Source organism: Variovorax ginsengisoli (assembly GCF_030486595.1).
GTDB lineage: Bacteria > Pseudomonadota > Gammaproteobacteria > Burkholderiales > Burkholderiaceae_C > Variovorax > Variovorax ginsengisoli_B.
This window is the reverse complement of sequence record NZ_JAUJZH010000013.1, coordinates 133,918-152,616: the sequence shown is the minus strand read 5'-3', so window position 1 is coordinate 152,616 and position 18,699 is coordinate 133,918. Positions and strand designations below refer to the sequence as shown.

The window sequence follows — 18,699 nt, the reverse complement described above, 5'->3', positions numbered from 1 at the left end:
TCAAAGAGATGGCGGGGGCATTGCGCGATCCTTGTCGCGTCGTCTCAGGAGTCTTGTCATGTCGACCCTTCCGTTGAACCTCGAAACCGATGACTTCAAGCTGCCGGCGCCGGCCATGCCCGCGCAGGCGACGCTCGACCAGGTGCTCAAGCGGCGCCACAGCACGCGCTCGTTCCGGCCCGATCCGATTCCGCCGGCGGCGCTCTCCGCCTTGCTCTGGGCAGCTTCGGGCGTCAATCGCGAGCAGGTGGGCGGACGTACCGCGCCCTCGGCGCGCGACTGGAAAGAGGTCGATGTCTACGCCGTCCTTGCCGAGGGGACCTACCGGTATGACCCTCGCACGAACCGCCTGCTTCTGGTCAGCCCGGAGGATCTGCGCAGCGCCACCGGCGTACAGGATTTCGTGGCGCAGGCACCCTTGAACCTGGTCTACGTGGCCGAGCTGGACCGCATGGTCGATGCCGCATCGGAAGACCGGCCATTCCTTGCCGGCGCGGACACCGGGTTCATGGCGCAGAACGTCTATCTCTGCTGCGCCGCGCTCGGTCTGGGCACGGTGGTCCGGGCCTTGATCGACAGGCGCCGCCTGGCGCAGGCCCTGGGCCTGCCGCCGAACCAGCGCATCACGCTGGCGCAGTCAGTGGGGTATGCCGCGGCGACGGCTTGACGGGCAGGCGTTCATTTGCCGGCCGTCCTGGCCACCGCATCCTTCGCCGCCTGCGCCGCCTGCCGGGTGGCCTCTGCGGCCTTTTGCAGCGCCTCACGCGCTGCGCCAGCGGCCGCCTCGGCTTCTTCCTTGCTGGCAGCCATGGCGCTCTGGACTGCCGCCTCGGCCTTCGCGAGAGCTTCCCTGGTGGCGGCGGACGCCTTCTTGCCTTCTTCTTGGGCCTTGAGCGCGGCTTCCTTGCTGGCATCGAGCGCCCGGCTGGCGGATTCCGACGCCTTCTCCTCGAAGCGGTTCGCCGAATCCGCCGCTTTTTTCGCCGCCCGGCGGATGGCCTCGGCGATCGCTTGCGAGACCTTGCCGGCATTCACCTGGCTCTGCTCGGCCGCGGCCTTGGCTGCGTCGGCCGCCTTCTGTGCGGCGATCTGTGCATCGCGGGCGGCCTTGCTTGCGGCATCGCGAATCTTCTGCGTCGGCGTCGATGCGGGACTCAGTTGACCGGGCGCCGTGTAGTCGGCGGCGGTCGCTCCGGCACTTGCCACGGCAACGAGCATCGCCAAGAGAATCTTCGATGACATGGCAAGGTCCCCCAAAGCTTCGAGAGGTGGGTCAGGCGCCGACGTGCAGGTGATTGATCACGCTCGAGACGCCCGGAGCCGCCCACGCGACACCTTGTGCCGCCTTGCGTTCGGCCCAGGAGTGAACCTTGCCCTCGAGCGTCACCTGCCCGCCATCGACCGAGATATCGATGTGCCTCGCTTCGCGGGTGGCCTGGCGAACCAGCGCATCCTGGATCTTCTTGCCGAGGCCTGTCGCGTCCACCTTCGGCTTGACCTTGACCAGGTTCGTGACGCCGACGACGCCGAGGAGATTGCGCAACGAGGCTTCCGCGGCACGCCGCTGGTAGTCCCACTCGACCTCGCCGCTCAAGGTGATCCAGCCCTTTTCCACGATCGGGTGGACCTTGCCTTTCGGCACCAGGGAGTTCCACTGGATCGCGCTGTCCACGGCCGAAGCGATCTCGGCGTCGGTTCGCTTGTGGGCGAAAGGCGGCCGCACCTCGATCTCGACGGCCAGGGCCTTGACCCCGCCGATTCGCTGAGCCGCCCGCTCGGCGGCGTATTTCTCGGCAAAGCTGGCGAGGTGGCCGGTCAGCGTCACGACGCCGTCCTTGACGATCACGCCGACATCGGTGGCATTGACGATCGGGTCCCACTTCAGCTCGGCCAGGATGTCTTCCTTGAGTTGGACGTCGGATTTCATATGATTCCTTTCATGACAGACAGGTTTGCGGATTTCGCACCCGAGAAACACGTGTTGCGATGCTGCTTGGGCCACTGTAGGCAGTGGGCTGCGGCGCGACTTGCGCTGGATCAAGTCGGCGCCAACGCGCGCCATTCGCGATCCTTGATCTGACGCAAGGCGCGGGCGCCGGTTCGGCTTCACTCTGACAGTCTCGCCGTGAAGGCGCGAAAAGACACAGGAGCCATCCCATGACCACCGATGCGATCTACTGCTTCGATCGAGCGAGCGTTCTGTTCGCGATCTATCCGGAGGGCGACGGAGGCCCTCGCGTCGTGGCGGAGATAACCGAAGATGCGTTGCGCGACATCTTCGGCGCCCAGGGAGGGGGCGACAGCCTCGTCGAGGCGTGTCGGGAGCACGCCGACCGGATCGAGGGGGCGGCAATGCGGCACTACCGGCACGATCCTGAGAAGCCGGTGCTGCTGCAGACCGCCGACTTCGAGCTTCCGTGGTCGCTGGCGGCCGATTCGGTGAATTGAGCGGAGGCCGGCGCGACGGCCCCGCCATGTTCATGGAAGCGTCTTCGGGCCGCCGCGGTCTGGAACGAAAGTCCGGACAAAATCGAGCGACGACACCACGCCCGCGATGCCGTTGCGGTCGGTGACGACCACATGGTGGACGCTTCGTTCGACCATGAGCGCCGCGACCAGTGCGATGGGTGTCTCGATGTCCACCACGATCGGTTTGTAGGTGCACATCTGCCATGCTCGCGTGGTGGCGGCGTCACGTGACCGGGCGTGGAAGCCGACGATGTCCGAAGCACTGATGACGCCGATGGCGTCGCGCTTCGAGGGCTCGATGACCGGGACCCAGCTCAATCGCTTGTCGACCAGCAATGCTTCGACCTGCGCCACCGTGTCGTCCATGCCTGCGCTGTGGACGCTCGCATGCATCAGGGATGAAATCAGTTGGCTCATGGCTTTCCTCGCTGAAGAGGGTTGGGACGTGAGCGAACGCTAGATCCATCGGAACGTCCGGGGCTTGATCGTGCGCAAACCAGAGAACGGCCATTCGCGCGAGGCGATGACGTCGCTTGTCATTGCGCTGCATCAAGCTCGGGGCTTCACCACTGCGCAATGCTCTCCTTTCGGCCCCGCCTGCGCCGGCCTGAATGAGAGGAATCCCATGACTGTTCCACCGTTGGCAGCGTGCCTCCTGGCGGTCGCCGCGCTCTCCGGCGTGCCGGCCGCTGCCCAGTCGCGCGGAGAACTGCTGTACACGACGCACTGCGTCGCCTGCCACACCACGCAGGTTCACTGGCGAGACCGGAGGCTGGCGAAGGACTGGAACAGCCTCCAGGCGCAAGTGGTGAACTGGCAAGCCGCAGCCGCGTTGAACTGGAGCGAGGACGACATCGCCGCTGTCGCGCAGTATCTCAACGAGCGCTTCTATGGATTCAAGGCGCCCTCGGGACCGCCGGTGGTACTGGGGCCAGCGGCGCGCGAGCGGCCCTGATCGGAAGCAGAAGGGCGGCGCGATCATCAACATCTCGTCGGCATGGGCCGTGGAGCCCAGCGCGATGTTCCCGGTATCGGGTGTATTCCGCGCCGGGCTCGCCGCCTGTGGCCTGATGCGCTCGTTGTAGGTGCGTGCGCGCTCAGGAACTGCGGCGACCCTCAGCCCGCCTCTCAGAGCGGCGTCAAGTTGCCCAACAGGGTCGGAATCAGCTCGCTGACGGTCGGATGAATGTGCACGCAGCGACGGATCACCTGGCAGGACGCATCGGCGGCCATCACGTCGAGCAGCGAGTGCACGATCTCGTCGCCCTCGATGCACAGCAGCGCCGCTCCGAGGATGCGCTCGGTGTGCGCGTCCACCAGTACCTTCATGAAGCCTTGCGTCTCGCCGCGTTCCTTCGCGCGTCCCACGCGGCTCATCGGCATCACGCCGACCAGGGCAGGCCGGCCCGATGCCCGTACCTGTGCCTCGGTCATGCCGATCCGCCCGAGCGGCGGGTCGGTAAAGAGCGCATAGGCGGGGATGCGATCGGTGGTGCGGCGCGCTTCGCCGTCGAGCAGGTTGGCCGCGACGATCTCGTGGTCGTTGTAGGAGGTGTGGGTGAAGGCGCCCAGTCCATTGACGTCGCCGAGCGCCCATATGCCGGGGACACTGGTGCGCAACTGATCGTCGACGGTGATGAAGCCGCGCGCGTCGGTCGCGATGCCGGCCCGGTCGAGGTCGAGCCAGTCGCTGTTGGGACGCCGGCCCACCGCGGCGAGCAGATGGCTGCCACGTACCTCCTGCGCGACGCCGCCGGACTTCAACGCGATGCGAATCGGCGCGTCGCCGGTCGCTCGTGACACGACGGCCTCGCGCACGCCGAGCAGGAACCGCACGCCCTCGCCCTCGAGGATGGCCTGCACTTCGTGCGAGACCTCCGGGTCCTCCCGCGCGATGACGCGATCCGCGTATTCCAGCACCGAGACCCGCGAGCCGAAGCGGCGGAACATCTGCGCGAACTCGAGGCCGATGTAGCTGGCACCGACCACGACCAGGTGCTCGGGCAGGACATCGAGGTCCATCATGGATGTGTTGGTGAGCACCGGCATGTCGGCGATCCCCGGCCAGTCGGGAAGCATGGGCCGGGCGCCGACGTTGATGAAGATCCTTGGCGCCTCCAAGGTCTCGCCGTTGACTTCGATGGCATGCGGCGCGACGAAGCGGGCGTGGCCGAGGACTACGCGCAGGCCCGGTGTTTCGTCGAGCCACCGCGCGAGGCCGTCCACTGCGTTGCGGACGACGAGATCCTTGCGCGCCTTGACCGCACGCATGTCGACGCTGACCGAAGGGCCGACATTCACGCCGTAGTCGCTCGCCCGGCGTGCCAGGTGGGCGACGCGCGCGCTGGCCACCAGCGTCTTGGTCGGCATGCAGCCGTCGTTGACACAGGTGCCCCCGAGGTGCTCGCGCTCGACCAGTGCGACCTTCAGGCCGGCGCCGGCCAGTCGCACGGCAAGGAAAGGCCCGGCCTGGCCGCTGCCGATGATCAATGCGTCGAAGGGTGTCTGCATGGTGGCCGCCTTTCCTCGGTGCCTGCGAGCCGGTCTACATCGCGTGAGGGTCCATTTTCATCTCGGTGGGGAACAGGTCGACCGAAATCAGCACGGCTGTCGTGGTGCCCGTGTTCTTCCACCAGTGGGAGGTGCCGTTCTTTTCCGGTGCAACGTCGCCCTTCCGGTGCGTGATGGGCACCGCACAGTTGCTCGCGTATTCCACCACCTCGCCCGAGACGATGTAGATCATGGCGGGCCGCTCGTTGTGGCTGTGCCAGGGCACGATGCCTCCCGGCTTCATCTCGAGTTGGCGCAGGCGGAACAGGCGCCCCTGCAACGCCAGCGGCTCTTTCGACAGATCGGTGCTGTAGCGGACCACGTCGGTCACGTCCTTCGGCATGGCGGGACCGGGTTTCTGGCCTTGGCCATCGGCCACGACCTTGTCGGCGGGGCATTGCCCGGCCTGTGCGGCCGGCGCGAGCGCGGCGAAGGCGCCGGTGACGAGCGCGGCGGCCGCGGCCAGGCGCCAGATCGAATGACATTGGGGGATGGCAGTGTGCATGGTGTGACTCCTGAAGGTGGCTGAGTGGACGGATCGCGCGATGGCGGCTCCGGAATCCACTGTGGCCTGCGAGTCTCACGCCCCGATCAATGAAACTTCACGCTTTGGTCACGGGCTTGCCATCGTCTGCCAAACGGGCGCACAGTGCGGCCAGCACGCCTTCCGAAGAGCCATGAACGCCGAAGACGCATCGTCCGACCTGCCTGCTGCCCAAGGCGAGCCGCTGTCCATGCTGGCGGCGGCGGGCCCGCTGCCCGTGGGCCGGGTGCTCGCGCTCGGCATCCAGCTCGCGGCGGCGCTGGCAGCGCTGCATCGCGGCGGCAGGGTCCACAACGGCGTGCGCCCCGAAGCGGTGCATTGCGATCCCGCCGCCGATCGCGCATGGCTGATCGACTTGGGCGACATGAGCCATGGTGCGCCTGCATCGGCGGCTTCGATGAACGTGGCGCGCCTCGTGTATGCCTCGCCGGAGCAGACCGGACGCATGGATCGCGTTCCGGACCATCGCAGCGACCTGTACGCGCTGGGCGTCGTGCTCTACGAATTGCTCGTCGGTGCGCCGCCGTTCCGCTCGGAGGACGCACTGGAGCTGATCCATGCGCACATCGCGCGCAGGCCGCCTGCGCCGATCGACATCGACGCCCATGTCCCGCTCCCCGTGTCTCAGATCGTGATGAAGCTGCTGGCGAAGTCCCCCGAGGAGCGCTACCAGAGCGCCGCTGCGCTGATCGACGATCTGATGCTCTGCCAACGCGAGTGGAGCGCACGCGGGCGCATCGACGCGTTCGCGCTGGGGCGGCGCGACATCCGGGAGCGGTTGCCGGACCTGCCCAGGCTGTACGGGCGCGAGGATGAAGTCGCCGTGCTGCGGGCCGCCTTCGAGCGCGCAGGCGACGGGCGCGGCCGGGCCCCGATGCTGCTCGTGTCCGGGTATCCCGGGATCGGCAAGACGGCCCTGATCCACGAGTTCTACAAACCCCTCGTCCGCCAGCAAGGCTATTTCGTCTCGGGCAAGTTCGACCAGGTGGCCCGCAGTGTCCCGTTCAGCGCGCTGGTCCAGGCCCTTCGGGACCTGGTGCGGCAAATGCTCACGGAGAGCGAGAGCCGCCTCGACGAATGGCGTGGCAAGCTGCTGCGTGCATTGGGCGCCAATGGCAGCGTGCTTGTTGAAGTCATCCCGGAGATCGAGTTCATCATCGGCGAGCAGCCGACGCCCGTGCCGCTCGGCGCGGCCGAGACGCTCAACCGCTTCCAGCGCGTGTTCCAGAACTTCGTCGCGGCGGTCGCGCAGCCCGCGCATCCGCTGGTGGTGTTCCTGGACGACTTGCAGTGGGCCGACGCCGCCACGTTGAGCCTGCTCGAGCCGATGCTCGCGAGCGCCGACATCCGCGGCCTGCTGCTGGTCGGCGCCTGCCGCGACTACGAGCTCGACGATCCTCATCGCCTGACGCGGGCGCTCGACGGTCTGGCAGCCGCTGACATTGCTTTTCAGCGCGTGGAACTGGGTCCGCTCCGGCTGGCCGATCTCAGTTCGCTGGTCCGCGATACGCTGGACTGGGAACCCGCCGACGCGCAGCCGCTCGCGCGACTGGTGCTCGAGAAGACCGGCGGCAATCCCTTCTTCGTCGTCCAGTTCCTCAGGCTGCTGGTGCGCGACGGTCATATCCGCTTCGACGAGGCGCTCGGCCGATGGACCTGCCGGATCGAGGCGATCGCACGCGCGCCGCTGGCCGATGACGTGGTCGACCTGATGAAGCACAACATCCAGCGCCTGTCTCACCGATCCCAATACGCCCTGACGCTGGCCGCCTGCATCGGCAACAGCTTCGACCAGCGCACGCTGGCGATCATCAGCGAGCAGCCACCGCTGGAGGTGGCCGAGGATCTCGCCGAGGCGGAGGCCGAGGGCCTGATCGTCCCGGCGGCGCGCCGGGACGGCGATGCGGAGCCGGCACACGCCTTCCTGCACGACCGGGTCCAGCAGGCGGCCTACGCAATGATTTCCGATGAGCGCAAGCCGATGCTGCACCTGCGCATCGGCCGCCTGCTGCTGTCGCGTGCCACGCCGCACCAGCTCGAGCAGGGCCTGTTCGACATCGTCCATCACCTCAACCGCGGAAGCGACCTGATCGGCGGCGCAGACGAAAGGCTCGCCGTGGCACGCCTCGACCTGAACGCCGGTCGCAAGGCCAAACAGTCGACCGCGCACGAGGCGGCGCTGGATTTCTTCCAGGCCGGGATCGCGCTGCTTGCCGAGGCGCACTGGTCGTCCGACTACGCGCTCTGCTTCGCCCTGCACCTGGAAGCGGCCGAAAGCTTGTACCTGTGCGCGCGCTTCGAGGCAGCGCACCAGCAGTTCGAACTGCTTCTGCGCCGCGCCGCGACCGACATCGACAGGGCGCGTGTCCATCGCTTGCGAAGTGTGCAGTACGAGCACACCGCACGCTATGCCGACGCGCTGGCGAACACGCGCGCCGGCCTCGCGCTGTTCGACGTCTCGCTGCCCGAGGCCGCCGCCGACAAGGAGCGCGCGCTGGCCCGCGAGATGGATCTCATCGCGTCGTTGCTGGGCGATCGGGACATCGCCACGCTGGTCGACCTGCCGGCGATGGACGACCCGAAGATCCTCATCGTCATGCGGATGCTGACCGACATCTGGGCCTCGGCCTACATTCTCGGCGACCCGACCCTGGCGCGGCTGATCTCGGCGACGATGGTCCGGCTGTCGCTGGTGCACGGCAACGTCGAGGACTCCGCCTACGGCTACGTGACGCATGCCATCACGGTCGGCCCGGTGCGGGGCGACTATCGGGGCGCCGATGCTTTCGGCAAGCTGGCGCTCGCCGTGAACCATCGCTTCGAGGATTCGCGGCGACGCGCCAAGATCTACCAGCAGTTCCACGCCCACGTGAACTTCTGGTGCCAGCCCTGGGCGAGCTGCATTCCCTACGCCCGCGAAGCCTGCCGCAGCGGACTCGAGAGCGGCGACTTCCTCTATGCCGCCTATGGCGCCGGCACCGAACTCTGGTCGGCCATCCTTGCCACGCAGGACCTGGCCGAGTTCGTGCGGGAGTATTCACCGAGCGTTGCGCTGATCCAGAGGCTCAAGAACCAGGGTTTTGCCGATTCGACGAAGCTGATCCTGAACTGGGCCCGCGCGCTGCAGGGCCTGACCCTGGGGCCGTTGTCCCTGTCGGACGCCGCGATCGACGAAGACGCCTACCTGTGCACGTACCGCGACAGCCCCTTCTTCGCGACTGTCCATGCCGTGGCGAAACTGCATGTCTGCTGCATGCTCGGGACCCCTGCGCAGGCACTGGCGGCCGCGCGCGTGGCGGGGGCGACGGTGCACCACATGGCCGGCACGGTCTGGCCCCTGGTCTACGAGTTCTGGAGCGCGCTGGCGTTGGCCGCGGGCCTCGCCGATGCGGGCGAAGAGGCGCGCCCGGCGGCCGTGGCGCGGATCGCCCAGGCGCGCGCATCGTTCGACGGTCTGGCCATGCATTGCGCGGAGAACTTTCACTGCCCCGCGCTGCTCCTCGCCGCCGAACTCGACCGGATCGAAGGCCGTGAACATGAAGCGATCACGCACTATGAGCAAGCGATCGAGTACTCCGCCGGGCGGCCCGGGATGCTTCAACAACTCGCGCTGGCCAACGAACTCCATGCAAGATTCCGCCTCGCGCGCGGCGATGCGGCGCTGGCGGGCCTGTTCATGGCACAGGCGCGCGCCGGCTACGCGCGCTGGGGCGCCGCGGCCAAGGTCGGGCAGCTCGATTGCAGGTACCCCGAGCTGCTGAGCGATGCCGTCAAGGCCCCGCGCGAGTTGCCGGCGCCGACGCCGACCTCCGCAGCACCGATGCCGGGTTCGCCAGAGGTCGACGACCTGGACCTGGACAGCGTGTTGAAAGCCGCGCAAGCCATCGCCGGCGAGGTCGAGCTGGACCGGCTGCTCGCGCGCCTCATGCGCATCGCCATCGAGAACGCGGGCGCCGAGCGCGGCTGCCTGGTGCTCGAACGCGAGGGCGAGGCGCTGGTCTATGCCGCCGAGCCGCAGCAGGCGCCGGCGTGGACGATGGCACCCGGAACGCCGCTGGCCGCATCTCGCAACCTGCCTGCGAGCATCGTCAACTACGTGCGGCGCACCGCGCAAAGCGTCGTGCTGGCCAACGCCGCCATGGACGATCGCTTTGGCAGCGATCCGTACATGCTGCGCCACATGCCCCGATCGGTCATGTGCGTGGCGGTGCAGAAGCAGGGACGGCTGGTTGCCGTGCTCTACCTGGAGAACAGCGTGCTGGCGGGCGCCTTCACCGCGGAGCGCATGCGGGTGGTCCGCGTGCTCGCGACCCAGGCCGCCATCGCGCTCGAGAACGCGCGGCTGTTCGAGGGGCTGAAGCGCGAAGTGCACGAGCACCGCGAGGCGCGCCAGCAGCTCGGCGAGGCGCTGGCGCAGGTCGGGCGGCTCAAGGAAGAGCTCGAGGCCGAAAATGTGTACCTGCGCAGCGAACTGATCGCCAACGTCTCGCACGACCTGCGCTCGCCGCTGGTTTCGCTGCGCGGCTACCTGGAGATGCTGGTGCTGAAGGGCGATCGATTGCCCCCCGCAACCCGGCAGAGCTACCTCGAGATCGCGCTGCGCCAGAGCGAGTACCTCGCAACCCTGATCGACGAGCTGTTCGAGCTCGCCAAGCTCGACTTCAAGGGCCTCCGGCTCGATCGCGAGGCTTTCCATCTGCCCGAACTGGCGGTCGACGTGGTGCAGAAGTTCCAGCTCGCGGCCGACCGCAAGGCGGTGACGCTGCGGATCGAGCCGGCACACGCGCTGCCGGCGGTCGACGCCGACCTGGGTCTCGTCGAGCGTGTCCTCGACAACCTGATCGGCAACGCGTTGAAGCACACGTCCAGCGGCGGCTCGGTGAGCGTCAGGCTGAGGACGGAGGGCGAGCGCGTCATCGCCAGCGTCACCGACACCGGCAGCGGCATTCCGCCGTCCGAGCTGCCGCTTGTCTTCGATCGCTTCTACCGTGGCGGCAAGGCGTGCAACCCTCTGCCGGGCGGCGCCGGACTGGGTCTCGCGATCGCCAGGCGCATCGTCGAGCTGCACGGCTGCCAGATCGCCGTGGAGAGCCGCGAGGGGGTGGGCAGCTGCTTCTCGTTCGACCTGCCGGCGGCGAAGTCCCCGGCGCCTCAGGCGGCCGGTGCGCCGGCTGGCGATGCGCCTGTCGGGCGTCGGGCCAGCGCCTGAATCCGTTCGAGCTCGGCGGCCGCGCGGGCAAGGAAGATCCGATAGACCGAATCGACCAGCATTTCGTCGCCCAGCGGCGTGCGATGGAAGAACGCCAGGTGGCCGAGGGTGCGGCCGTCGCTGGCAACGATCGGCATCCCGAGATAGGCCTCCCAACCGACTTCGCGCGGAAACATCCGCGCCAGGCCGCTGCGGTGGAAACACGCGCTTCCGCCCTGGACGACGGCTTCGCAGGGCGTGCCGGCCAGGGCGAATTCGAAGTTGTCGCGCAGGCTGCCCTCCGCCCAGTACGCCAGCGTGCGCACCCGCGTCGCGGGCTGGTCCGCGCATTCGGCGACGAAGACGCAATCGAGCCCGAGCGCGCGCGCGAAGTGGCGCACCATCGCCGGAAAGAAAGCTTCGCCGACCGCCCCCGCCGTCCCGTCGGCCACGGCCTGGAGCACGTCGAGGACGCGCCGGATCGGCGTCACGTCGGTATCCTGTCCCACCATGCGGTAGGGCGGCGCACCGGCGCGCCGCAGGGCGACGCCGCGCGACAGCACCCACCGCACGCTGCCGTCCTTGTGCAGCATGCGCATCTCGTGTTCGAAGCGCGCATCGTCCGGCGCCGCATGCGCAGCGGTCGCCTGGGCCAGCGATCGCTCGAACGCGGGCCGGTCGTCAGGGTGCACGCGCGATCGCCAGCCTGCCAGGTCGTCGGCGAGTTCATGGGCCTCGAATCCCAGCATGCTCTTCCAGCGCGGGGAGAGCTCGACGCAGCCCGAGCCGATGTCCCAGTCCCACATGCCGTCCTGGCTGCCGCGCAGCGCCGCGGCACAGCGCTCCTCGCTGGCGCGCAGTTCGGCCTCGGCAGCGGCACGCGAGGCTTCCGCCCGGCTCGCCGCGGCGCGCTGCTCGGCCAGCCGCCGTTCGAGCTGCGCCAGCCGCTCTTCCGATGCCGCGCGCTGTCGGCGCGCCCGCAGGGAGGTCGACCAGGCCAGCCCCGCGAGCAAGGCCGCCACCAGGGCGAACAGGAGCACGAACGCCATCGGGTGCTGCGGGGTCATGAGGACATCCTCTCGATGCGGCGGGCCGGCGATGCGGCCGGCCCTGCCGCCGCCAGCGGGAGGTCGAAGGCGAAGCAACTGCCGGCGCCCGCGACGCTGGTGGCCGACAGCTCGCCGCCATGCAGGCGCACGATGCGCTGCGCAATGGCCAGTCCCAGGCCGCCCTGGATGCCGGGCGCGGAGCGGCTCGCGCGTTCATAGCGCTCGAAGATGCGGGACAGCTCGGCGGGTGCGATACCGCAGCCGGTATCACGCACGGCGATCCGGGCGCGGCGGGCATCGGCGCTGAACTCGATCGTCACGCTGCCGCCGTCGGGCGTGTGGCGCAGGGCGTTGTCGAGCAGGTTTTCCAGGACCCGCTCGACCATGCCGATGTCGGCCTCCGCGCGGACCGTGCCGCTGCCTGCGTTGTCCGCGGCGCGCAACTGCACGTGGCGGCTTCGGGCGTCCAGGGCGAACTTCTGCGCCACATCCTGGGCCAGCTCGGCGAGCGAGAACGCCTCCGGCTGCGGCAGCGCTTCGGCGGCCTCTAGCTGGGTCAGCTCGAACAGGTCGTTCACCAGCCGCCCCAGGCGCTCGCTATGGCGCACCGCCGTCTCGAGGTAGTTGCGCTCCTCGGCGGGCGGCAGGCTGCCGTGCCGCAGCAGCAGCAGTTCGAGGTAGCCTTGCATCGAGGTCAAGGGGGTGCGCAGGTCGTGCGAGACGTTGGCGAGGAGTTCGCGACGCCGATCGACCCCGCGCTCGATCTCGGCGAACTGCTCGCCGATGCGGGCGGACATGCGTTCCAGGTGCGCGGCAAGGCGATCGATCGCGTCCCCCTGGGCATCGGCGCCCGCGACGCGCAGGCGATCGGTGCAGCCGCCACGCGCGAAGGCGTCGACGGTGTCGGCCAGGCGCTTCAGTCGCCGCGCAGCCCGCCATGAGACGTACAGGGCGGCGACCGCGCCTGAGACGAGGGCGATGAGGGCCATGTCGACGAGGTCCACGGCGGGTCCGATCTTCAGGGCCGCGGCTCGCCGAACTTGTAGCCCACGCCCCATACCGTCTGGATGTAGTCGGGGTTGCCGGGATCGCGCTCGATCTTGTTGCGCAGCCGGTTGATGTGCGAGTTGACGGTGTGCTCGTAGCCGCTGTGGCTGTAGCCCCAGACCTGGTCGAGCAGCTGCGCCCGCGTGTGGACGCGACCGGGACTGCGCGCGAAGTACACCAGCAGGTCGAATTCCTTGGCGGTCAGGTCAACGGGTTTGCCGTCCAGCATCGCCTCGTGGCGATGCAGGTCGAGGCGCAGGCCCCCCGCTTCGATCAGTCGCGCCTCGCTGGCGCTCTGCGCGGCCTGGGCCGCCTGCTGATGGTCCGCGCGCCGGAAGACCGCCTTCACGCGCGCGGCGAGTTCGAGCATGCTGAAGGGTTTGGTCAGGTAGTCGTCGGCGCCGAGCTCCAGGCCCAGCACGCGGTCGAGCTCTGACGATTTGGCGGTGAGCATCAGGATCGGCGTGTAGCGCGTTTGCGTTCGCAGGCGCCGGCAGATCTGCAGTCCATCCATGCGTGGCAGCATCAGGTCGAGGATCAGGAGGTCGTAGTTGCCGGCCTCGCATTCGGCCAGGCCGGCCACGCCGTCCGTGATCAGGCGGCCTTCGCAGTCGAGCTCGGCCAGCTGGAGCATCACGAGGCGGCCGATGTCGGGGTCGTCCTCGATCACGAGTACGCGGCGGCTCATGTCGACACCCACGTGAAAAGTCCAAGTCCCAGATGGCGCGCCAGCGCCGCCATGAGATCGAAGGCCGGATCGGCATCCATCGCGCGCCCGGTCGCTTCCGCCAGGCCGGCCTGGCCGGCGAGGGCACGAAGCCACCGGCCCTCGGCGGGGCCCAGGTGCCTGAACTCGATCTCCAGCGCACACTGGACGACGAGCAGGTCCACGCCGCCTTCATCGAGCGAGATGGTCGATTCGTCGTCGAGGGCCTCCGGCTGGTTCGCCTGCCAGATTCTCAGGAGCGGGTAGCGCGAGCCGACGAAGCGCGCGCTGGGCTGCAGGCGAAGGCGCAGCCCGGCCTGCTCGGCCGCCGGCACCTGCGCCAGCCGTTCCAGCGTGAGGGCGGGCAGCTCGACCTCGTGGTAGGCGTGGTGCAGGGCCCATTCGAGCGTGGCGACATCCGGGAGGTAGGGCAGGCCGGCGGCGACGGGCCAGGCGCGGAGGAAGCCGGCGAACGCGCCGCCGAAGTCCTGCAGATTGCCCGAGCGCGAGGGATGCGCGACGATGAAGGCCTTCGCCGCCTGCCTGAAGAAGCCGTCGCCGACGAGGCGCGCCACCACCGGATAGACGGCGCCCAGCGCGGCCGTGAGGCTCTCGAACATGTTGTGGCGATAGACCTGCAGGCGCTGCCGCGCGGACAGCGACGCCGTGGGCCGAATCAGCGCTGTCGCGGCCGCGCCATCGTGCAGCAGCGCGTCCATGACGCGGGCCTGGACCTCAGGCAGCGCACCCATCGCGCAGCTCCATCAGCGATTCGGCCTTTGCGGCCTGCGCCACCAGCACCGACAAGGCCGGCAGGTCGGCGTCCCATTCGACCAGGGTCGGCACCGGCCCGAAGCGCTCCAGCGCGGCCGCATAGAGCGTCCATACCGCGTCGGCCACCGGCGCGCTGTGCGTATCGATCAGGATCTCGGCGCCGTCGCCCAGAGGCGTGCGCGTGAAGCCGGCCAAGTGGATTTCCTCCACGGCCTGGCGAGGGATGGCCCGCAGGTAGTGCATCGCCTCGAAGCCGTGGTTGTGGGCGCTGACGAAGATGTTGTTGACGTCCAGCAGGATGCCGCAGCCGCTGCGGCGCGCGACTTCGGCGAGGAACTCCCACTCGGGCATCGTCGACTGCACGTAGGCTAGGTAGCTCGACACGTTCTCGAGCAGGATGCGTCGGCGCAGGCGTTCCTGCACCTGCTGCACACGGGCGACGACGTGCGACAGCGCCTCCTCGGTGAAGGGCAGGGGCAGCAGGTCGTTGGCGTGAATGCCGCCCACCGAACTCCAGCACAGGTGGTCGGACACCAGCGCCGGCTCGAGCATCTCGATCAGCTCGCCCAGCCGCGCCAGGTAGGGCTGGCTCAGGGGATCGACCGAGCCGATCGACAGTCCCACGCCATGCAGGCTCAGCGCATGGCTCTGGCGGGCGAGCCGGAGGAAATGCAGCGGCTTGCCGCCGCGGCCGAAGTAGTTTTCGCTGTGGACCTCGATGAACCCGACCGGTGGACGCGATGCGATGAACGCCGCGCAATGCTCGGAGCGCAGGCCGATGCCGGCGCATGCTGTCAACGATTCCGAGGACTTTTCCATCGCTGCCTCCTGGGTCATGGGGATTCTAGGATTGCGCCGCTGCGCCGCCGCACCCGTGATCGAAATGTGATCTTTGTCCGTCAGTCGTCAGTGCGGCCGACCCCACGCCATTCGGGCCACCAGGGCCGCCCCGATCGAGGTGCACATCGCGAGGAATGCCACCCAGGCATAGGGCCAGAGCAGCGGCATCCCCACCAGGATCAGCCCATCGTTGCCGCCCGGGATCAGCAGGCTGCCCCAGCCCATGAGGACGCCGCCGGCGAGGCAACGCAGCAGCTGCGGCGCCGAGACGGGCGTGCTGCGAAAGCGCCCGGCCGTCCAGCCGCCCCACACAGCGCCGCACAGCAGGGCCAGCAGCAGCAGGCAGCGCGCCGAGAGGCGGGTGGCCATGCCGCGCGCCAGTTCGGCCAGCACGTCGGTATAGGCCCACGCGCCGACCAGCAACAGCATGAGGAGGAAGGCGATGCCGATCACCGTGGTGGCCGCATGCGGCGACCAGATGCGCGTGGTCAGCGCGTCGCGCAAGCCCGGCCCGCCCCGCAACTGACGGACCAGGCGCCAGGCCATGAGGAGCAGGATCGGCCACGCCACCCATGCCGGCGCACGCAGCACCGGCGAGCCCTCCGACAGCTGGGTGTGCGCGCCAGCCGCGAAAAGCGGCCCGACGCTCAGGCAGCCCAGGTAGAAGCCCAGCGGCGTGAACAGATAGGCCCACTCGCCCGACCCGAAGCGCGCGATGGCGCCGAATACGCAGGCCCGGTTGACGAAGGCGCCAAGACCGAGGAGCGCGCCGCCCAGCACCGTCCAGCGGTTCAGCGGGTAGCCCGGGGGCATGGCCGGCAGCAGGTGGAGCGCCTGCGCCACGAGCAGGCCCCCGGCCACCCACAGCGAAGCCTCGGCGAGGCCCAGCAGGCGCAGCCAACTGCGCTCGTGCACGATCTCCTCCATGGCGGCGACCGTGCAGGTGGCGCCGCGCTGGATGGCGAAGCCCATCACGACGGCGCAGCAGGCGGCGATCGCGAACGCGAGACTGGCGAGCGCGATGGTCATCGTTGCACCCCGGTGGCTTCCCGAGAATCAGCGGTGCTCGATCACACCTTCGATAGGATCGGTCGCGGCCTCCTTCCAGGGCGCGCGCCTGATCATGTGCCAGGTGTCGGCATAGCCCGCCTGGCGGCGCGCGCGGATGCCCGCGGGCGTGAAATCGATGTCCTTGGTGTGGTCCTCTCCGTCGACGCGCGGCGCGACCAGATGCGCCACGTGCATCGTCGTGCCGCAGCCCCAGGAAGCCAGCTCCATCACCCTCGGGTCGGCTTGCTTCGATGCCGGTATCTGCTTGTGCAGTTCGCGAATCACATGGCGCAGCCGGTGGATCTGCTTCTGCCGCGCGATGTGGCTGTCGGCGCGGCTGGCGAACTGGATGTCCTTGTGGCGCGCCATCACCTGCCAGATCGAGTCGGGTTCGGGCGCAGTCTGGTGCCATACGTTGACAGCGAAGATCACCGAGTCGCGCCGCGGCTTGTCGTCCAGCACGGCCTCGATGGGCGTATTGGAGTAGATGCCCCCGTCCCAGTAGGGCTGGCCGTCGATGCGCACGGCAGGGAAGGCCGGGGGCAGGGCGCCCGAGGCCATCACGTGATCGACGCCGAGCACTTCCTTGCGGGTGTCGAAATAGCGCATTTCGCCGCTGCAGGCGTTCACCGCACCGACGGTCAGACGGGTGCGACACTGGCACAGGTACTCGAAATCGACCAGCGACTGCAGCGTCCCGCGCAGCGGCGCCGTACTGTAGTAGGAAGCCGCCTCCGCCCCGAGCTGCGCGGCGGATCCGCGCAGTGCATGCAGGTTGGGCGTGAAGAAGTCCGGGATGCCGCGCAGCACGGTCGCCATGTTCGACATCATGTTGCCCAGGCCCATCCAGTCCGGAACACCGAATGCGAACGTCGACGCCTGCATCAGATTCCAGAACGCGTTCACGCGCTCGAGCCGGTGTTCGGGCCGGTTGCCGGCGATCAACGAGGCATTGATCGCCCCGATCGAGGTGCCGATGACCCAGTCGGGCTCGATGCCGGCTTCGTGCAGCGCCTCGTAGACGCCGACCTGGTAGGCGCCGAGCGCGCCGCCACCCTGCAGCACCAGAACGACCTGGCCCGGGAGATCGCCGTTGCCGCGCCCGTTGCCGGCCGGGCCTCGCGGCTTGCCTGAATTCGCCATGGTCGACCCCCTGCACTCAATGCAATGTCCAGCCGCCGTCCATGGCCAGCGCAGTGCCGGTCATCGAGGCGGCCGCGTCGGAAGCCAGGAACACGGCCAGCGCCGCCAGTTCCTCGACCCGGATGAACTCCTTGCGCGCCTGGTGGGACAGCATGACGTTGCGCACCACCTCATCGGGCGAGATGCCGTGGGCCTTGGCCTGGTCGGCGATCTGCCTGTCGACCAGCGGCGTCTTCACGTAGCCGGGACAGATGGTGTTGGAGGTGACCCCGAACTCGGCGAGTTCGACCGCGACGGCCTTCGACAGGCCGATCAGCCCATGCTTGGCAGCCACGTAGGCCGACTTGAACGGCGACGCGGTCAGCCCGTGCGCCGAGGCGACGTTGATGATGCGGCCGAAGCGGCGCGCCTTCATGCCGGGCGCGACGGCCTTGATGACGTGGAAGGCCGAAGAGAGGTTGATTGCCAGCACCGCGTCCCATTTCTCGTCGGCGAACGCCTCGATCGGTGCGACATGCTGGATGCCGGCGTTGTTGACCACGATGTCCACTTTGCCGAACTTGTCCTCGGCCAGCGCGACCATCTGCCGCACCTGGTCTGGCTGGCTCATGTCTGCGCTCGAGTAGCGCACCTCGATGCCGAACTGGCGCTCGAGCTCGGCGCGCGTGAATTCGATCTCCTGCGGCTCGCCGAAGCCATTGAGCATGATGTCGGCGCCATCGCGGGCCAGTGCGCGGGCGATGCCGAGGCCGATGCCGCTGGTCGAGCCGGTGACGATGGCGGATTTGTGCTTGAGCATGGAAGGCTCCTGGGGATGGAACTGGGATGTCGAGAGCGCTTCGATGCGCTCCCGGGTTCATGGCACGGGAAAGCGCCTTGCGACCAGGTGGTCGAGCGAAAGCTTGCCCGGTCCGTGCAGCAGCGTGACCAGCAGCAGCAGGCCCCAGGTCTGGTGATCACGCAGTCCCACTGCGCCGAGATCGGGATAGGAGACCACGGCGATGATGTTGAACACGAAGAGCACGAAGGCCGAGAAGCGCGTGCCCAGGCCGATCACCAGCAGGACCGGGAAGAGCAACTCGACGCCGGTGCCGAGGTAGGCTGCGAACTCCGGCGGCAGCAGAGGCACCGCGTACTCGTTCTCGAACAGCGACAACGTGGAGCTCCAGGTGGCGATCTTTGTCAGCCCCGACCTGAAGAACACGCTGGCGACGAAGAGTCGTACGCCGAGGTCGACCGCCGGAGCGAACGCCTGGAGGCAGCGGCCGACGGCGCGCACCCGCGCGATGATGCGCAAGTGCAGGCCGGTGCGGGTCGCGTGCGTGGCAGTCATGGAGCC

18 protein-coding genes and 1 pseudogene are annotated in these 18,699 nt (G+C 68.6%); 5 read left to right on the top strand and 14 right to left on the bottom strand.

Translation table 11 applies throughout. The annotated features are described in order from the left end of the window. Positions 1–58: 58 nt before the first annotated feature. A complete protein-coding gene (locus tag QZH52_RS18970) occupies positions 59–667 on the top strand; it encodes a nitroreductase family protein (protein WP_301811975.1) in 609 nt (202 codons plus the stop codon). Positions 668–678: 11 nt separating this feature from the next. Here QZH52_RS18970 and QZH52_RS18965 read toward each other — a convergent pair whose 3' ends face one another. Together QZH52_RS18965 and QZH52_RS18960 are read right to left on the bottom strand one after the other, a co-directional pair. Continuing rightward, positions 679–1,218 carry a hypothetical protein gene (locus QZH52_RS18965; RefSeq protein ID WP_301812059.1) on the bottom strand — a complete coding sequence of 180 codons (540 nt, stop codon included), beginning with the start codon at positions 1,216–1,218 and terminating at the stop codon, positions 679–681. Between the two features lie 55 nt (positions 1,219–1,273). Beyond that, positions 1,274–1,927 carry a BON domain-containing protein gene (locus QZH52_RS18960; protein ID WP_301811972.1) on the bottom strand — a complete coding sequence of 218 codons (654 nt, stop codon included), beginning with the start codon at positions 1,925–1,927 and terminating at the stop codon, positions 1,274–1,276. 230 nt (positions 1,928–2,157) lie between these two features. On the opposite strand from QZH52_RS18960, the gene QZH52_RS18955 reads away from it, so the two are divergent. Continuing rightward, on the top strand, positions 2,158–2,448 hold the full coding sequence (locus tag QZH52_RS18955) for a DUF1488 family protein (protein ID WP_301811969.1): 291 nt from the start codon (positions 2,158–2,160) through the stop codon (positions 2,446–2,448). Positions 2,449–2,478: 30 nt separating this feature from the next. Here QZH52_RS18955 and QZH52_RS18950 read toward each other — a convergent pair whose 3' ends face one another. Beyond that, a complete protein-coding gene (locus QZH52_RS18950; RefSeq protein ID WP_301811966.1) occupies positions 2,479–2,886 on the bottom strand; it encodes a CBS domain-containing protein in 408 nt (135 codons plus the stop codon). Between the two features lie 208 nt (positions 2,887–3,094). Here QZH52_RS18950 and QZH52_RS18945 point away from each other — a divergent pair, with 208 nt between their 5' ends. Both QZH52_RS18945 and QZH52_RS18940 read left to right on the top strand, forming a co-directional pair. Further along, positions 3,095–3,424, top strand: coding sequence for a c-type cytochrome (locus QZH52_RS18945; protein WP_301811963.1), 330 nt, complete (start codon positions 3,095–3,097; stop codon positions 3,422–3,424). Position 3,425: 1 nt separating this feature from the next. Beyond that, positions 3,426–3,530: pseudogene (locus QZH52_RS18940) on the top strand (SDR family oxidoreductase); the annotation flags it as partial. 67 nt (positions 3,531–3,597) lie between these two features. Here QZH52_RS18940 and QZH52_RS18935 read toward each other — a convergent pair. Then, complete coding sequence (locus QZH52_RS18935; RefSeq protein WP_301811961.1) at positions 3,598–4,980, bottom strand: FAD-containing oxidoreductase; 1,383 nt, start codon at positions 4,978–4,980, stop codon at positions 3,598–3,600. 34 nt (positions 4,981–5,014) lie between these two features. Continuing rightward, a complete protein-coding gene (locus QZH52_RS18930; protein WP_301811958.1) occupies positions 5,015–5,524 on the bottom strand; it encodes a cupin domain-containing protein in 510 nt (169 codons plus the stop codon). Between the two features lie 172 nt (positions 5,525–5,696). Between QZH52_RS18930 and QZH52_RS18925 the strand changes: the two genes are divergently transcribed. Beyond that, the gene (locus QZH52_RS18925) at positions 5,697–10,772 is read left to right on the top strand and encodes an AAA family ATPase (protein ID WP_301811956.1); all 5,076 of its coding nucleotides are present in this window, start codon (positions 5,697–5,699) and stop codon (positions 10,770–10,772) included. Here the strand turns inward: QZH52_RS18925 and QZH52_RS18920 are convergent. The 9 genes from QZH52_RS18920 to QZH52_RS18880 all read right to left on the bottom strand — a co-directional run bounded on the left by QZH52_RS18920 (position 10,715) and on the right by QZH52_RS18880 (position 18,693). Continuing rightward, complete coding sequence (locus QZH52_RS18920) at positions 10,715–11,818, bottom strand: PAS domain-containing protein (RefSeq protein WP_301811952.1); 1,104 nt, start codon at positions 11,816–11,818, stop codon at positions 10,715–10,717. The two genes, QZH52_RS18925 and QZH52_RS18920, sit on opposite strands and share 58 nt — an antisense overlap. Next, entirely contained in the window at positions 11,815–12,804 is a 990-nt protein-coding gene (locus tag QZH52_RS18915; protein ID WP_301811949.1) for a sensor histidine kinase, read from the bottom strand. Before QZH52_RS18915 ends, QZH52_RS18920 begins: the two co-directional genes overlap by 4 nt. 14 nt (positions 12,805–12,818) lie before the next feature. Continuing rightward, the gene (locus tag QZH52_RS18910) at positions 12,819–13,535 is read right to left on the bottom strand and encodes a response regulator transcription factor (RefSeq protein WP_301811946.1); all 717 of its coding nucleotides are present in this window, start codon (positions 13,533–13,535) and stop codon (positions 12,819–12,821) included. Continuing rightward, the gene (locus QZH52_RS18905) at positions 13,532–14,305 is read right to left on the bottom strand and encodes an HvfC/BufC N-terminal domain-containing protein (RefSeq protein ID WP_301811943.1); all 774 of its coding nucleotides are present in this window, start codon (positions 14,303–14,305) and stop codon (positions 13,532–13,534) included. Before QZH52_RS18905 ends, QZH52_RS18910 begins: the two co-directional genes overlap by 4 nt. Continuing rightward, positions 14,289–15,146, bottom strand: a complete 858-nt coding sequence (bufB, locus tag QZH52_RS18900; RefSeq protein WP_301811940.1) for an MNIO family bufferin maturase — start codon at positions 15,144–15,146, stop codon at positions 14,289–14,291. Before bufB ends, QZH52_RS18905 begins: the two co-directional genes overlap by 17 nt. 87 nt (positions 15,147–15,233) lie before the next feature. Then, entirely contained in the window at positions 15,234–16,196 is a 963-nt protein-coding gene (locus tag QZH52_RS18895; RefSeq protein WP_301811938.1) for a YeeE/YedE thiosulfate transporter family protein, read from the bottom strand. 27 nt (positions 16,197–16,223) lie between these two features. Further along, positions 16,224–17,360: a patatin-like phospholipase family protein gene (locus QZH52_RS18890; RefSeq protein WP_301811935.1), complete on the bottom strand. Its 1,137-nt coding sequence runs from the start codon at positions 17,358–17,360 to the stop codon at positions 16,224–16,226. Positions 17,361–17,376: 16 nt separating this feature from the next. Beyond that, a complete protein-coding gene (locus QZH52_RS18885; protein ID WP_301811933.1) occupies positions 17,377–18,159 on the bottom strand; it encodes a 3-hydroxybutyrate dehydrogenase in 783 nt (260 codons plus the stop codon). A gap of 57 nt (positions 18,160–18,216) precedes the next feature. Beyond that, positions 18,217–18,693, bottom strand: coding sequence for a DoxX family protein (locus QZH52_RS18880; RefSeq protein WP_301811932.1), 477 nt, complete (start codon positions 18,691–18,693; stop codon positions 18,217–18,219). Positions 18,694–18,699 lie beyond the last annotated feature (6 nt).